General features: G+C 45.2%; 14 protein-coding genes. 10 read left to right on the top strand and 4 right to left on the bottom strand.

Features of this window, described 5'->3' with window-relative positions:
• The first annotated feature begins 1 nt into the window (after position 1).
• The gene (pstB, locus tag NB463_RS16915; protein ID WP_005381745.1) at positions 2-820 is read left to right on the top strand and encodes a phosphate ABC transporter ATP-binding protein PstB; all 819 of its coding nucleotides are present in this window, start codon (positions 2-4) and stop codon (positions 818-820) included.
• A 30-nt stretch (positions 821-850) separates the two neighbouring features.
• Positions 851-1,549, top strand: a complete 699-nt coding sequence (gene phoU / locus NB463_RS16910; RefSeq protein WP_005381744.1) for a phosphate signaling complex protein PhoU — start codon at positions 851-853, stop codon at positions 1,547-1,549.
• A 62-nt stretch (positions 1,550-1,611) separates the two neighbouring features.
• Here phoU and ppk2 read toward each other — a convergent pair whose 3' ends face one another.
• The 3 genes from ppk2 to NB463_RS16895 form a co-directional block, all read right to left on the bottom strand.
• Complete coding sequence (gene ppk2, locus NB463_RS16905) at positions 1,612-2,388, bottom strand: polyphosphate kinase 2 (protein WP_053808700.1); 777 nt, start codon at positions 2,386-2,388, stop codon at positions 1,612-1,614.
• A gap of 70 nt (positions 2,389-2,458) precedes the next feature.
• Positions 2,459-3,202 carry a copper homeostasis protein CutC gene (locus NB463_RS16900; protein WP_405054829.1) on the bottom strand — a complete coding sequence of 248 codons (744 nt, stop codon included), beginning with the start codon at positions 3,200-3,202 and terminating at the stop codon, positions 2,459-2,461.
• 283 nt (positions 3,203-3,485) lie between these two features.
• Complete coding sequence (locus NB463_RS16895) at positions 3,486-4,097, bottom strand: peroxiredoxin C (RefSeq protein WP_005381738.1); 612 nt, start codon at positions 4,095-4,097, stop codon at positions 3,486-3,488.
• A gap of 199 nt (positions 4,098-4,296) precedes the next feature.
• Between NB463_RS16895 and NB463_RS16890 the strand changes: the two genes are divergently transcribed.
• The 3 genes from NB463_RS16890 (at position 4,297) to aceA (ending at position 8,871) form a co-directional block, all read left to right on the top strand.
• Entirely contained in the window at positions 4,297-5,202 is a 906-nt protein-coding gene (locus tag NB463_RS16890) for a hydrogen peroxide-inducible genes activator (protein ID WP_005383681.1), read from the top strand.
• 606 nt (positions 5,203-5,808) lie between these two features.
• A complete protein-coding gene (aceB, locus tag NB463_RS16885) occupies positions 5,809-7,437 on the top strand; it encodes a malate synthase A (RefSeq protein WP_053808702.1) in 1,629 nt (542 codons plus the stop codon).
• A gap of 120 nt (positions 7,438-7,557) precedes the next feature.
• Entirely contained in the window at positions 7,558-8,871 is a 1,314-nt protein-coding gene (gene aceA, locus NB463_RS16880; protein ID WP_053808703.1) for an isocitrate lyase, read from the top strand.
• Between the two features lie 124 nt (positions 8,872-8,995).
• Here the strand turns inward: aceA and NB463_RS16875 are convergent, their stop codons facing one another.
• Positions 8,996-9,445 carry a CBS domain-containing protein gene (locus NB463_RS16875; protein WP_005391583.1) on the bottom strand — a complete coding sequence of 150 codons (450 nt, stop codon included), beginning with the start codon at positions 9,443-9,445 and terminating at the stop codon, positions 8,996-8,998.
• Positions 9,446-9,768: 323 nt separating this feature from the next.
• Between NB463_RS16875 and NB463_RS16870 the strand changes: the two genes are divergently transcribed.
• The 5 genes from NB463_RS16870 to secD all read left to right on the top strand — a co-directional run bounded on the left by NB463_RS16870 (position 9,769) and on the right by secD (position 15,931).
• A complete protein-coding gene (locus NB463_RS16870) occupies positions 9,769-10,935 on the top strand; it encodes a S1 family peptidase (protein ID WP_258431376.1) in 1,167 nt (388 codons plus the stop codon).
• A gap of 270 nt (positions 10,936-11,205) precedes the next feature.
• Positions 11,206-12,258: a tRNA preQ1(34) S-adenosylmethionine ribosyltransferase-isomerase QueA gene (gene queA / locus NB463_RS16865; RefSeq protein ID WP_046874341.1), complete on the top strand. Its 1,053-nt coding sequence runs from the start codon at positions 11,206-11,208 to the stop codon at positions 12,256-12,258.
• A gap of 150 nt (positions 12,259-12,408) precedes the next feature.
• Complete coding sequence (gene tgt, locus NB463_RS16860) at positions 12,409-13,557, top strand: tRNA guanosine(34) transglycosylase Tgt (RefSeq protein ID WP_005391577.1); 1,149 nt, start codon at positions 12,409-12,411, stop codon at positions 13,555-13,557.
• Positions 13,558-13,723: 166 nt separating this feature from the next.
• Positions 13,724-14,053 (top strand): preprotein translocase subunit YajC, encoded by a 330-nt coding sequence (gene yajC, locus NB463_RS16855; protein WP_005381725.1) that lies wholly within the window; start codon positions 13,724-13,726, stop codon positions 14,051-14,053.
• A gap of 21 nt (positions 14,054-14,074) precedes the next feature.
• Positions 14,075-15,931 (top strand): protein translocase subunit SecD, encoded by a 1,857-nt coding sequence (secD, locus tag NB463_RS16850; RefSeq protein ID WP_006741889.1) that lies wholly within the window; start codon positions 14,075-14,077, stop codon positions 15,929-15,931.
• Positions 15,932-15,942: the final 11 nt, after the last annotated feature.

Genomic DNA, 15,942 nt, shown 5'->3' with positions numbered 1-15,942 from the left:
TATGTTTAATTTTGATAGTACATTAGGTTATGAGCCACCATTGGACGTTCATAATTTAACGGATGAACAAACAGCAATCTCAATCGAGAACCTTAATCTGTTCTATGGTCAAACTCAGGCGCTGCATGATATTTCGATGCGAATTCCCAAAGGGCGAGTCACCGCTTTTATCGGTCCTTCAGGGTGTGGAAAGTCGACGTTATTACGTTGCATCAATCGCATGAACGACTTAGTGGAAGGGTGTCGAGTCACAGGTAAAGTGCGTCTACATGGCAAGAATGTTTATCATCCTAATGTCGATGTTGCGACACTTCGACGCCGAGTGGGGATGGTGTTTCAAAGACCCAATCCATTTCCTAAGTCTATTTATGAAAATGTAGTTTATGGCTTACGCTTACAAGGTGTAAAAAACAGCCGCAGTTTAGATGACGCAGTGGAGCGATCCTTGCGCTCGGCGGCGTTGTGGGATGAGGTAAAAGACCGCTTGCATGAGAACGCATTTGGTTTATCTGGTGGTCAGCAACAGCGCTTGGTCATTGCGCGCGCGGTGGCGATTGAGCCGGAAGTCCTGTTATTGGATGAGCCGACATCAGCGTTGGATCCAATCTCAACTTTAACTATTGAAGAGCTTATCAATGAGCTTAAGACTCAATATACTGTCGTTATCGTTACCCATAACATGCAGCAAGCGGCGCGAGTGAGTGATCATACCGCATTCATTCATATGGGTAAGTTAATTGAATACTCTGACGCGGACTCGATCTTCACCTCGCCAATGAAGAAACAGACCGAAGATTACATTACGGGTCGCTACGGTTAAGTCGCGACTCTATACGGAATAAGGAACATCATGCACTTTGGACGTCATATTTCAGGACAATTTAACGTAGAGCTAGAATCGATTCGTACTCATGTATTAACCATGGGTGGCTTGGTAGAACAGCAGCTTTCGTATGCTATTCAAGCCTTGCATAAAGAAGACATCGAACTGGCGCGTAAGGTTGTGCGTGACGATCATAAAGTGAATGCAATGGAAGTCTCGATCGATGACGCCTGCACACGCATTATTGCTAAGCGTCAGCCAACGGCAAAAGACTTGCGCTTAATCATGGCTATCATCAAAACGATCACTGATTTAGAACGTATCGGTGACGTGGCGACACGCATTGCTTACGTTGCCATTGAAAGCCCATCATCAAAAGAACGACAATTCCAAGTGTCGTTAGAGCCTCTCTGCCGTCAGGCAATTAATATGCTGCATCAGGTTTTGGATGCGTTTGCCCGCATGGATGTAGAAGCGGCAGCAGAGGTGCACAAACAAGATGACAAACTAGACGCCGAGTATGAAGCGGTGATTCGTCAGTTGATGACCTACATGATGGAAGATCCAAAAAATATCCCCAACATTCTGCAAGTGATGTGGTCGGCACGCGCGATTGAGCGTGTTGGTGACCGCTGCCAGAACATCTGTGAATACATTATTTACTTCGTGAAAGGGAAAGATGTACGCCATCTAGGTGATCAAAGCATTGATGACGTACTGAAGTAACTGACTTCAACAAATAGACCAGCTTTTAGGCTGGTCTATTTATTTGGGAGAGGGAAAGTACATCAATATTTATCGGGCACGAAGGTCTGATCATCAATGGGCGCTCTGACATAACCTTCTTTATTGAGATCAGGTAATTCAATCGGTGGGTACTCAAGCGCTTTGTAATCAATCTGGCTAAGTAAATGGCTGATACAGTTCAAGCGCGCTTTCTTTTTATCATCAGAGGGGACGACCCACCAAGGGCAGTTTTTCGTGTCTGTATAGGCAAACATCTTATCTTTTGCTTCCGAATACTCCGCCCAGCGATGACGTGACTCCAAATCCATTGGGCTGAATTTCCAACGTTTGATCGGCGTATTAATTCGACCTAGAAAACGTTTTTCCTGCTCTTCGTCTGAAACCGAAAACCAATACTTAATCAGAATAATCCCAGAGCGTTGCAACATTCTTTCGAATTCAGGACAAGAGCGTAAAAACTCTTCGTATTCATCAGGCGTACAGAACCCCATGACTTTTTCGACACCCGCTCGGTTATACCAACTTCGGTCAAATAAAACGATTTCACCAGCAGATGGTAAATGAGCGACGTAACGTTGGAAGTACCATTGCGTTTTTTCTTTTTCTGTCGGTGCAGGCAGAGCGACCACGCGACAAACACGCGGATTTAGCTTTTCTGTGATGCGTTTAATCACCCCGCCTTTGCCCGCAGCATCACGGCCTTCAAACAGAACCACCACTTTTAACCCTTTGTGTTTGACCCACTCTTGAAGTTTTACGAGCTCAACTTGTAGGTTTTTGAGCTCCTTTTCGTATTCCTTTTTCTTCAATTTAGACATACATCTTTCCTCACTCCTTGATAAACAATATGTTAGCACTCAAAAGCTATGCGTGTGAGGTTGCGGTGGTCTATTTGAGAGTTGCTACGACATCGGTAATGGCTTGTGTACTTGTTATGGGGATTAAGAAATCATCGACATCAGTTGCGCCCATTTTGCTTTGTTCAGCAATAAAGGTCATTTTACTCGGTCGAGTCGTTTTCCCTGACAAATGGATTTCAGGAACCTGAGTGTCTTCTACTAATGCACGTACGTTACTCGCATTAACGCCAGCCCCCGCCATGATTGCTATGCGTCCTTGGGCTTGCTTAACCAAAGCTCTAAGCACATCGATCCCTTGTGGTGCTGAAGGCGCAAGACCGGAGGTTAAAATACGTTCACAACCTAAGCTGATCACTTCTTCCAAAGCTTTTTCAGCGTCACGACACTGGTCAAAAGCACGATGGAACGTTATGCCCAGCCCTAACTCCTGTGCGAATTCGCACAGTGCTGTTGCAAAGGGCATGTGAATACCCCCCTCTTGAGTGAGTACACCTAAAACCACACCATCCAAGCCCGATTGGTGAGCAGCTTCAATATCCCAACGCATCATTTCGATCTCTTCTTCACAGTAGAAGAAGTCACCTTGGCGTGGGCGGATCATGGCATAAACTGGAACACTAGAAAGCTTAGCCGCTTGCTGCATAAAGCCATAACTGGGTGTTAGCCCGCCTAAAGCCAAAGAGGAGCAAAGTTCAATCCGAGTGGCGCCGCCAGCAATGGCGTAGTGCAGAGATTCAATATTATCGATACAGACTTCTAGGTGAGTAACCACGTTCATTCATCCTGCTAACGTTACAAATAAGTGTTGTGGCTAAGATATTAACAGGGCCAGTAAGCAGAATCTGTATGGAGGGCATGAGAAATAGAGGTAAAGTTTACGCTGCAGCGTTACCTCATTTTGGCGGTTTATCTGAAGGTAAAAGAAAGCCCAGAGCATTTGCTCTAGGCTTTGATAGGACTTTACTTAGACTGATTGGCGTTTGCGGTTTTCCGCATTAGCTTTTTGCTTTATATACATCCAACCATCACACCCGTTGAGCTAGGGTGAAGGTCTATTATTTTTTGCCTAGGTCAGCTGCGTGCTCAGATAGGAACGCAGCAACACCTTTTGGAGATGCGTCCATACCTGCTTTACCTTCTTCCCATTGTGCAGGACATACTTCGCCGTGCTTCTGGTGGAAGTTAAGAGCGTCAACCATGCGTAGCATTTCGTCGATGTTACGGCCTAGTGGTAGGTCGTTAACTACTTGGTGACGTACAACGCCTTCTTCGTCGATTAGGAAAGAACCACGGAAAGCAACGCCTGCTTCTGGGTGCTCAACGTCGTAAGCTTTACAGATTTCGTGCTTAACGTCAGCAACTAGTGGGTACTTAACTTGACCGATACCGCCATCTTCGATAGCAGTGTTACGCCATGCGTTGTGAGAGAACTGAGAATCGATAGAAACACCGATTACTTCAACACCTTTAGCTTGGAAATCAGCTAGACGGTTGTCGAATGCGATTAGCTCAGATGGGCAAACGAAAGTGAAATCTAGTGGGTAGAAGAATACTACTGCTTTCTTACCTTTAGTGAACTCTGCAAAGTTGAAGTTTTCAACGATTTCACCGTTACCTAGAACAGCTGCTGCAGTAAAATCAGGGGCTTGACGACCTACTAGTACCATTTTTTTGCTCCTAAAAAGTATGGTTAGTTCCAAACCGAATTCAGTTGTGTCGGTTTGGTCCGTGTTTGTACGAGACAAACTATAGTACAGATTGTAGTATTGAAAAAAGCGAAATAAATAGATTGAGTTAATCGAAAAAAACGATAATAGCAAAACTCTTAACTCGATCACTGGAACGGCGGTAGATACAAATACAATTATGAATAAATGGCCCAGTTTGAAGCAGTTGCACTACTTAGTCACACTGCATGAAACAAGACATTTTAGTGACGCTGCAGAGCGTTGTTTTGTCAGTCAGTCGACTTTAAGTAAAGGTATTCAAAACTTAGAGGAATTGATTGGTTGTCCATTATATGAAAAGAAAGACAAGAAAAGTCCACTGGTTTTTACCCAAACAGGAGAAATGGTAGTAAAGCAGGGGCGAGAGCTGTTAGCAAAAGGGCAAGATTTGGTCGAGCTTGGACGTATGTGCCAAGGCGACGATATGCAAGGCCAGCTAAAAGTGGGATGCATACCAACAATTGCTCCGTTTTTACTGTGTGATTTGGTGCAAGAGGTTAACTACCGTTTCCCACAACTGAATCTTTTATTAAGAGAAGACACGACAACAAACTTACTTCAAGCGCTTAGACACGGTGAGTTGGATGTGCTCATTTTAGCGTTGCCAGTGGAAATTGACGGTATGGAAAGTCGAGTGGTGGGTAAGGATCCGTTTCGAATGGTTATTAGTGCGAATCAAGCCCAATCGGTGCCTGTGCCGATTCGTTACGCAGATTTACCTGACGAATCCGTCTTTTTATTAGAGAAAGAGCATTGCTTAACGGAACACGCGGTATCAGCGTGTAAATTAACAGATAAAGAAAAAATTAATCCGTTTACAGCAACCAGCCTTCATACTTTGGTGCAAATGGTTGCGAATGGTTTGGGAACAACGTTCATTCCTCAAATGGCTATCGACCACGGCCTGCTGCATAACCAGAATTTAGTCGTGATCGATCCCCCAGGAAAGCAAGCCTATCGCGAAATTGGCTTAGTTTGGCGTCCGAGTTCATCAAGAACGAAAACATTTAATCAGCTTGCAGAAGTCGTTTCCGAACTGCTTTAGCTATTAGTATTAGCCTCTACATCTCCATTATTTATCTAAAAGCGCACTGAAAACAGTGCGCTTTCTAGTATTTTATTCTGTTGGTGAACTTTGACTTGTAAAATTTTACAGCTCTTCTTTGATGAAGCTTTCATAAAATAGTGAAATTTCACAATGTTAATTTTACACAAAACCTTGTATGTCTTGTTTGACCCTTGTTTGAATCCACCTTGCCAGCCCTTGTAAATACAAGGCGTTTGTTTGTCAGTCTATATTCATACACTCGTTTGAAATGATAAATCGGCCTTAAAATTAATGTAATTTAATTACGTAATAAATTACAAAAATAGGTGTTCGATAGGCGGTTTTTACCCTGCCGAATAAAACTTCGAATTTTCTGTTTTATTTATCTTGGGGGTTTCGTTAAACCCTTTGTTGAGATAGCTTATTTAAAGGCCGATAAGACTTATGTCTAGATTGAAAATACACATAACATTACGCAATCTATCGACATGGCTAGACGAGTTGAACACAAAGTTAAAGGATGTAATTTGTTGTTCATAACTTACAAATGTAGCTTTACGCTGACTGCCCAAGATGGATAAAGCACGTTAAGGATGAATGATTATGCTTGCTCAGACAGAACAAAAAACACAACAACTAAAGCAAACCCAAGGCATGCTTGAGGTGAATGGAGTCGTTGCTCCAGAACATCAAGCAATTTTCCCTGTTGAAGCCCAAACCTTTTTATCTCTGCTGTGTGAAAAATTTGCCGAACGTGTTGAACAGTTGATGGAAGCACGAGAAGAGAAGCAAGCGCGTATCGATGCAGGTGAACTGCTAGACTTTTTACCAGAGACACAAGACATCCGTGAAGGAAGTTGGAAGATCTTAGGAATCCCACAAGATCTGCAAGATCGCCGTGTGGAGATTACCGGACCAACTGATCGCAAGATGGTGATTAACGCACTGAATGCGAATGTAAAAGTGTTCATGGCAGACTTCGAAGATTCAATGTCTCCAGCATGGAGTAAAGTGCTTGATGGGCAAGTGAATTTACGCGATGCCGTGAATGGCACCATCAGTTACACCAACCCTGGCAATGGCAAGCATTATCAGCTGGAAGATGACCCAGCGGTGTTGATCTGCCGTGTTCGCGGCCTTCATTTAAAAGAAAAACACGTTACGTGGCACGGTCAGATCATTCCAGGTGCGCTATTCGATTTCGCTCTGTACTTCTATAACAACTACAAAGCGTTACTTCAAAAAGGCAGCGGCCCTTATTTCTACATTCCAAAACTGCAATCGCATCACGAAGCGAAGTGGTGGAGCGAAGTGTTCCATTTCACGGAAGACTATTTCGGTCTTGATACAGGCACCATCAAAGCGACTGTGCTGATTGAAACCTTACCAGCCGTATTCGAAATGGATGAGATTCTGTTCTCACTTAAAGAGCACATCGTAGGGCTGAATTGTGGTCGTTGGGATTACATTTTCAGTTACATCAAAACACTGAAGAAACACCCAGATCGTGTTCTGCCAGATCGCCAAGTCGTCACCATGGACAAACCATTTTTGAACGCCTATTCGCGTTTGCTGGTTCGTACTTGTCACAAGCGTGGTGCTTTCGCGATGGGAGGAATGGCCGCCTTTATCCCAGCTAAAGACCCGAAAGAGAATCAAAAAGTATTAGACAAGATCCAGACTGACAAATCGTTAGAAGCTAACAACGGTCATGACGGTACTTGGGTGGCTCATCCAGGTTTGGCTGACACTGCTATGGAAGTCTTTAGTGCTGTGCTGGGTGAACGCACCAACCAGTTGGATGTGAGCCGTGCAGGGGATGCGCCTATTACAGCGGCTGAACTACTCGAGCCTTGTGAAGGCGAGCGCACTGAAGGCGGAATGCGCCACAATATTCGCGTTGCGCTGCAATACATCGAAGCTTGGATCTCTGGCAACGGTTGTGTGCCGATTTACGGACTGATGGAAGACGCAGCAACGGCAGAAATCTCCCGAGCTTCGATCTGGCAATGGATTCAACACGGCAAGTCGCTAGACAACGGGTTAAAGGTCACTAAAGAGCTGTTCGAGCTCTATCTAAAAGAAGAGATTGAAGTCGTGAAGCAAGAAATTGGCGAGCAGCGCTACCATGCGGGTCGATTTGAAGAAGCAGCAGACTTAATGGCAAGGCTCACGACGAGCGATGAACTGACCAACTTTTTGACAGTTCCTGGTTATGACTACCTGGATTAATAAAGAATAACTGTAACACCAATAACGTGAAGGATTTTCAAGGCAGATAGGGAAGTACTGCCTGAGAACGGAAACTCAACGCACACGCATAAAGTGCAAATTATAAAGAGGGATAGACCAATGACTAACTTAACTCGCCGCCAACAAATTGAAGCTCTGGAAAAAGACTGGGCAACTAACCCACGCTGGAAAAATGTGAAGCGTACTTACACTGCCGAGGAAGTGGTGGAACTGCGTGGCTCTATGGTGCCTGCAAACACAATTGCACAACGTGGTGCAGACAAACTTTGGTCACTGGTCAACGGTAGTGCGAAAAAAGGTTACGTAAACTGTCTTGGTGCGCTAACGGGTGGTCAAGCCGTTCAACAAGCTAAAGCAGGTATTGAAGCGATTTACCTATCTGGTTGGCAGGTAGCGGCGGACAACAACACCGCTTCGACGATGTATCCTGACCAGTCTCTATACCCAGTAGATTCTGTACCGTCAGTAGTAAAACGCATCAATAACTCGTTCCGTCGTGCAGACCAAATCCAATGGTCAGCAGGTAAATCGCCTGAAGATGAAGGTGGTATTGACTACTTCCTACCTATCGTAGCGGATGCTGAAGCAGGCTTTGGTGGTGTGCTTAACGCTTACGAGCTCATGAAATCGATGATCGAGGCAGGCGCAGCGGGCGTTCACTTTGAAGACCAGCTAGCATCGGTGAAGAAGTGTGGCCACATGGGCGGCAAGGTATTAGTTCCAACGCAAGAAGCGGTGCAAAAACTGGTTGCTGCTCGTTTGGCTGCTGATGTGGCGGGTACAACAACCTTGGTTATTGCTCGTACTGATGCGAATGCGGCAGATCTCATTACTTCAGATTGCGACCCATACGATAAAGACTTTATTGAAGGTGAGCGTACTCAAGAAGGTTTCTACCGTGTACGTGCAGGTATCGACCAAGCTATCTCTCGTGGTCTAGCTTACGCGCCATATGCGGATCTAATCTGGTGTGAGACAGCAACGCCATGTCTAGAGGAAGCACGCAAGTTTGCAGAAGCGATTCATGCAGAGTACCCAGACCAATTGTTGGCATACAACTGTTCGCCTTCATTCAACTGGGAGAAGAACCTAGACGCAGAAACCATTGCTAAGTTCCAACAAGAGCTGGCTAACATGGGCTACAAGTACCAGTTCATCACGCTAGCAGGTATTCACAACATGTGGTTCAACATGTTCGAACTGGCACACGCTTATGCTCAAGGTGAAGGTATGCGTCATTATGTTGAGAAAGTTCAGCGTCCTGAATTCCAGGCGGCAGAAAAAGGCTATACATTTGTTGCACACCAACAAGAAGTAGGTACAGGTTACTTCGATAGAATGACCAATACTATCCAAGGTGGTAACTCTTCAGTGACCGCATTGACAGGTTCGACCGAAGAAGACCAATTCTAATTGGCAGAGAAACACTTCCTTAATCAGCGTCAGTAATGGCATTTTGAGCGGCAATCCTGCCGCTCTTTTTTCGTTTAATACGTTTAAGAAACGAAATTTACACCCAAGATAACGCGTTTGCGTATTATTCTTCTGGCTCGATTTCTTCGGGTTCCACTTCTTCTTGCAGTTCCAATAAGTTAATCGCAATGGTCACAAAGTCACTGTCAGTAATGATGCCTACCAATCGACCCTTGGTGACAACAGGTAAACAGCCAACTTTGTGCTTTTGCATATAGATAGCGCTCTCTTTAAGCCCCGCGATGGGTTCGGCCGTCATGATGTTGGTGTGCATCATTTCGTAGAGCGGTGTATCTAGAGTAAAAGATTGTTCAGCCTCATCTGGGTGCAAGCTCGATTCTTGAGCAGCAAGAATGTCGCGTTGAGTCACCAAGCCTTGTAAGTGGTTATTGGCATCAACAACCGGAATATGTCGAATATCAAGCGCATCCATCATGCTTTTTGCATCACGCAAGGTGTGCGTGCGCAGTAAGGTATGAGGATTACGAGTCATCATGTCTTCAACCTTGATCATAGAGACCTCCAGCGGCATTGTCCTTCTCTTAAATATAGAGAATATTTTTCTGTATATCTGGGAGCTAACTCGTTTTTCATCAATTAAATAGCACAATACACTTGCTCTTCTTTTTGTCTGCGTAATCTGTGTCTTATCGACGTTTTTATTAATTTGAATAAGTAGGTTTGTGTGCGAGTCAGTTGGCATTTTGGGTTGATATTGAATGGACCGCTAAGGTAATCCAATGAATTGAATCGCACATTTTTATTCGCTGGATTTTCCAAGATTCGTCTCTCGAAGAAGATACGTTCAGGCTTACCAAATTGAAGACAGCAACCTAAATGAAAAGAACAACGTGTAACAAACTCATTGCGCTGGCAGTGGCGGCATTCAGTGTGCAATCAGCACAGGCGATTGTGTTAGGAGATGAACTAACCGACTCCGTTGATCGTGTTACTTTACGAGCAAGTAATATGGCAGAGTTCCCACTGTGTGGCGGCACCATGCTGACGGAGCAGTGGGTGTTGACTGCGGCACACTGCGTGGTAATGGGGCAGGGAACGAACGAAGCAAGCTACTATGTGACCCCGCCGGGCGAGTTGTCGGTGAATGCGAATGTGCACGAACTTAATTCAGCAGGGCTTGATAACTTCTATCCGGTGTCTCACGTTGTGGTTCATCCTGATTACACGCGGATTTCAAAAGCTGAGACCGACAGTAATGGCAACGTGAAACCTATCCAAACCTGTTTAGACTCAGACATCGCGTTGCTGTATCTCACGCGCCCAGTGGCAAACGCAAGCTTTGCTGATTTAGCAAACAAAGCCGACATGGAGAGTATCGAAGCGCGGTTGGCAGCGGATTGGAACGATAATTACCTGACCAATCAACGTGTCGAAAATGTGCAAGTGTTTGGGTGGGGAACCACTCAGCCGGATGCTTCTGAACCTTCCAATACGCTCAAAACCACCATTAGTACATTTTTACCCATCGACAAATGTTATGAGCGTTTAGAAATTGGCAGCAGTTTTCCGGGGATTATCGACTCAAGAGAAAACCAAACCAAAATCTGTACGCTACCAACGAAAAACCGAGTATTAGAGCCGGATAGCCACACCCAATATGGTAACTCTGCATGTAAAGGTGACAGTGGTGGTCCGCTGGTCGATGTGGCAACGGGCAAACAGATTGGTATTGTTAGCGGTGGACCTCTCATTCTTCCGACGTGTGGCTCTTTGACGATTCCAAGTTTCTACACCAAGGTGAGCCAATATTACGACTGGGTACAGTCTTACATTACTGCCGATGTGCCACCAAGTAGCTACATCATTGCACCGAACTTTATTAAAGAGGCTAATAACGAAGTCGGCGGAGATAAAGAGTGTCACGACGGTATCGCAACTAATAACTGTGATTTCAAAGGGTCAGATGATGATGGTGGCAGTCTGGGTCTGTGGCTATTGGGTCTATTCGTGCCCTTGGCGTGGTGGCGAAGGCGTGAGGTTTGATAGGGCGATTTGAATACCAAACGAGTAAGCAGCGTTATGCGCTGCTTTGCTTTTTAATGTTCCATTTCTGTCGGCTTAAACTGAAAAATAATGCCAAGTGATCGCGGTTTTTCACGTTTTATTACACTCTTCATCATGGCTTTTACAGTGATATTCTGGGGATTTGCTTGCTATTGCAGCATGTAAACATATACTAGTCTGCTGCGAAAAACTCGTCGCAATTTTATCGTCGTCCTAGACGTGATTTGACCAATATATAAGACAAGTAACATGCAAGTATCAGATTTCCATTTCGACCTTCCAGATGAACTTATCGCTCGTTACCCTCAGCCAGAGCGTACCGCTAGCCGACTATTACAAATGGACGGCAATACCGGAGAGCTAATTGATGGCACATTTACTGATGTATTGGGCCAAGTTCAACCCGGTGATCTCGTGGTGTTTAATAATACTCGTGTTATACCTGCTCGTCTTTTTGGTCGTAAAGAGTCGGGTGGTAAGCTAGAGGTGCTGGTGGAGCGCATGCTTGACGAGAAAAGCATCCTCGCGCACGTTCGCTGCTCTAAATCTCCAAAACCAGGTACAACCATCATTGTTGGCGAGAATGATGAATACTCAGCAGAAATGGTGGCGCGTCACGACGCTCTATTTGAACTGAAATTTAACGCTGATAAGACGGTATTAGAAATTTTGGAAGAAATCGGCCACATGCCACTTCCTCCTTACATTGACCGCCCAGATGAAGATGCAGATAAAGAGCGTTACCAAACCGTATATAACCAGAAGCCAGGCGCAGTAGCGGCGCCGACAGCGGGTCTTCATTTTGATGATGTTCTACTAGAGAAAATCAAAGCGAAAGGCGCAGAGTTTGCTTACGTCACTTTGCACGTTGGTGCTGGTACATTCCAGCCAGTAAAAGTAGAAAACATCAACGATCACCATATGCACGCTGAGTACGTAGAAGTACCGCAAGAAGTCGTCGAAGCAATTAAAGCGACGAAAGCGCGCGGTGGACGAATTATTGCTGTTGGTACTACATCGGTACGCTCACTTGAAAGCGCAGCGCAAGACGCATTGAAAAAAGGGACTGAATTGGTCCCATTCTTTGGTGATACAGAAATCTTTATTTTCCCTGGCTACGAATATCAGCTTGTGGATTGCTTGATTACCAATTTCCACTTGCCAGAATCAACACTGATCATGTTGGTGAGTGCATTTGCAGGTTATGAGAACACCATGAATGCTTACAAGCATGCGGTAGAAAACAAATATCGCTTTTTCTCATATGGTGATTCAATGTTCATCAAGAAGAAAACGATTTAGTAAAAAATAAGATTTACGAGTGCTAGCAGTAAGCTAGGAAATAGAGCAGAACCTCTGCTTTATCTCTCGCAAGGAAAAGCGACCGCTCCTTAAAGTAGGGTAGAGCCCTAAACACTCAGTCAGACTGTTTCTCTGACACCCGGAGGCATCGTGAAATTAAAATTCGATCTTAAGAAGAAAAACGGCAATGCGCGTCGTGGTCAACTGACTTTCGAACGTGGCACTGTTCAAACCCCAGCGTTTATGCCAGTTGGTACTTACGGTACGGTTAAAGGAATGACGCCAGAAGAAGTGAAAGGTACGGGCGCAGAAATCTTACTAGGTAACACGTTCCACCTTTGGCTGCGTCCAGGTCAAGAAGTCATGAAAATGCACGGCGACTTGCATGATTTTATGAACTGGCACGGTCCTATTCTTACTGATTCAGGCGGCTTCCAAGTATTCAGCCTTGGCAAGATGCGTACTATTACCGAAGAGGGTGTGCACTTCCGTAACCCAGTTAATGGTGACAAGATTTTCATGGACGCAGAAAAGTCGATGGAAATTCAAAAAGACCTAGGTTCTGACATCGTCATGATTTTTGACGAGTGTACGCCATACCCAGCGACACACGATGAAGCGAAGAAATCGATGGAAATGTCGCTACGTTGGGCACAGCGCTCACGTGATCACTTCGAGAAGCTAGAAAACCCGAACAACCTGTTTGGTATTGTTCAAGGTGGTGTTTACGAAGATCTACGTGATGTGTCGGTAAAAGGTCTAACGGAAATCGGTTTTGACGGTTACGCGGTTGGTGGCTTGGCAGTAGGCGAGCCTAAAGAAGATATGCACCGTATTCTTGAGCACACTTGTCCGCAGCTTCCAGAAGACAAGCCTCGCTACCTAATGGGCGTGGGTAAACCAGAAGACTTGGTTGAAGGTGTTCGCCGTGGTATCGACATGTTTGACTGTGTAATGCCAACGCGTAACGCGCGTAATGGTCACCTGTTTGTGACTGGTGGTGTGATCAAGATCCGTAATGCGAAACATAAAACGGATACAACCCCGTTGGATCCGCACTGTGACTGTTACACTTGTCAAAACTACAGTAAATCGTACCTTCATCACTTAGAGCGTTGTAATGAAATTCTGGGTGCTCGTCTGAATACGATCCACAACCTACGCTACTACCAGCGTCTGATGGAAAGTATTCGTAAAGCGATTGATGAAGATCGTTTTGATGAGTTTGTTACCGAGTTCTATGAGCGTCGTGGCCGTGAAGTGCCACCACTAGCAAAAGAACAGTCATTGACGGACTAAAAAGAATTAAAGCCTTTGGCATGTCGCCAGAGGCTTTTGCTAATAAAGTAGGCTAACGCACGTTATTTTTGAGAGAGTGATCGCTATTAGTTACTCTCAGACTTGAATCTAAAATGCGAAAGCCCAACTTGTTGGATTATCAATAAAATATAATGAGGATGTTTTAATGTTTATTTCTCAGGCTCACGCAGCAGCAGAAGGCGCGCCAGCAGGCGGTGGTTTTGAAATGCTAATCATGCTTGGCATGTTCGCAGTGATCTTTTACTTCATGATTTACCGCCCACAAGCGAAACGTGTAAAAGAGCACAAGAACCTAATGGCTTCTATGGGCAAAGGCGACGAAGTTCTAACTAGCGGTGGCCTAGTGGGTAAAATCACTAAGATTGCTGAAGACAATGACTACATTTCAATCGAGCTTAACGCGAACAATGAAGTGGTAATCAAGAAAGACTTCATCACTGCAGTGTTGCCAAAAGGTACGCTTAAGTCTCTATAAAACAGCTAAAGGATCCTCGCTGTGCTAAACCGTTATCCATTATGGAAGTACTTGATGGTATTTTTTGCCATCATCACCGCTGCGTTATACGCACTTCCAAATATCTACGGTGAAGATCCGGCTATTCAAGTTACAGGGGCGCGTGGCGCCTCTGTAGATATGTCAACGCTGGATGCTGTCACTACTGCTCTTGATAAAGAGCAACTCTCTCATAAATCCATTGCTCTCGAGAATGGATCAATTCTTGTTCGTTTTAACGACACTGACACGCAAATCAGTGCTCGTGATGTCATCAGCGAAGCGCTTGGCAAAGACACAATTGTTGCACTTAACCTTGCTCCTTCTACACCCGATTGGCTAGAAGCGATTGGCGCGTCACCATTAAAGCTGGGTCTTGACCTTCGTGGTGGTGTCCACTTCTTAATGGAAGTAGACATGGACGCTGCGATGGAAAAGCTCGTTGGTCAGCAAGAAGAAGCTTTCCGTAGCGAACTTCGTGAGGCAAAAATTCGTTATCGTGCTATCCGCCCTTCTGGCAAAGAAGCGGTAGAGGTTCTGCTACGTAACGAAGAGCAATTAGCAGAAGCGAAAGCAATGCTAGAAAAGAATCACCCGGACATGCTCTTTGTCGAATCTGATTCAAATGGCCGTTACGCTCTTACTGCGACCTTTACCGAGCAACGTTTACAAGAGATCCGTAACTACGCTGTTGAGCAAAACATTACGATTTTACGTAACCGTGTAAACGAGCTAGGTGTTGCAGAGCCTCTCGTTCAACGTCAAGGTGCAAGTCGAATTGTTGTTGAGCTTCCTGGTGTTCAAGATACTGCTCGTGCAAAAGAGATTCTAGGTGCGACTGCAACGCTAGAATTCCGTGAAGTTGACGATAAAGCTGACCTATCAGCGGCGGCAAATGGTCGTGCGCCAGCAGGCAGTGAAATCAAAATGGACCGAGACGGTCGTCCGGTTGTGCTTAAGAAGCGTGTTATTCTTGGTGGTCAAAGCATTACGGATGCAAGCTCAAGTGTCGATGAATACGGTCGTCCACAAGTTAACATCTCGCTAGACAGCGAAGGTGGTAACAAGATGTCAGCGTTCTCTAAGAAGAACATCGGTAAGCTAATGGCTACCGTGTTTGCTGAGTACAAAGACAGTGGTCGTCGTACGCCAGAAGGCAAAGTCATCCTAGATAAGCATGAAGAAGTCATCAACCAAGCGACGATTCAATCGGCTCTTGGACGTAACTTCCGTATCACGGGTATAGACTCCGCAGCTGAAGCGCACAACCTTGCACTTCTATTACGTGCTGGTGCACTGATCGCACCTATCTCTATCGTTGAAGAGCGTACTATTGGTCCATCAATGGGCCAGCAAAACATCGATATGGGTATCCAAGCGTGTATCTGGGGTATGGTTGCCGTAATGCTGTTTACGCTGCTTTACTACCGTGGCTTTGGCTTGATTGCCAACATCGCTCTAATGGCTAACTTAGTGTTGATCATTGGTGTTATGTCGATGATTCCAGGCGCTACCATGACGCTTCCGGGGATTGCCGGTATCGTGTTAACGGTCGGTATGGCGGTTGATGCGAACGTACTGATCTTCGAGCGTATCCGTGAAGAGCTTCGTGATGGGCGTAGTCCACAACAAGCTATTCACCAAGGTTACGCGAATGCATTCAGTACGATTGCCGATGCGAACATCACGACACTGATTACTGCAATTATCCTATTTGCAGTCGGTACTGGTGCAGTGAAAGGTTTCGCGGTTACTCTATCTATCGGTATCTTAACTTCAATGTTCACCGCCATTATTGGTACACGTTGTATCGTGAACCTGATTTACGGTGGCAAACGCGTTGATAAATTGTCGATCTAAGGCTGGGAATT

This window comes from Vibrio sp. RM-41-2B, from assembly GCF_024744415.1.
In the GTDB taxonomy this organism is placed as follows: domain Bacteria; phylum Pseudomonadota; class Gammaproteobacteria; order Enterobacterales; family Vibrionaceae; genus Vibrio; species Vibrio diabolicus.
The sequence above is the reverse complement of the archived record's forward strand: the minus strand, read 5'-3'. Positions and strand labels throughout refer to the sequence as shown.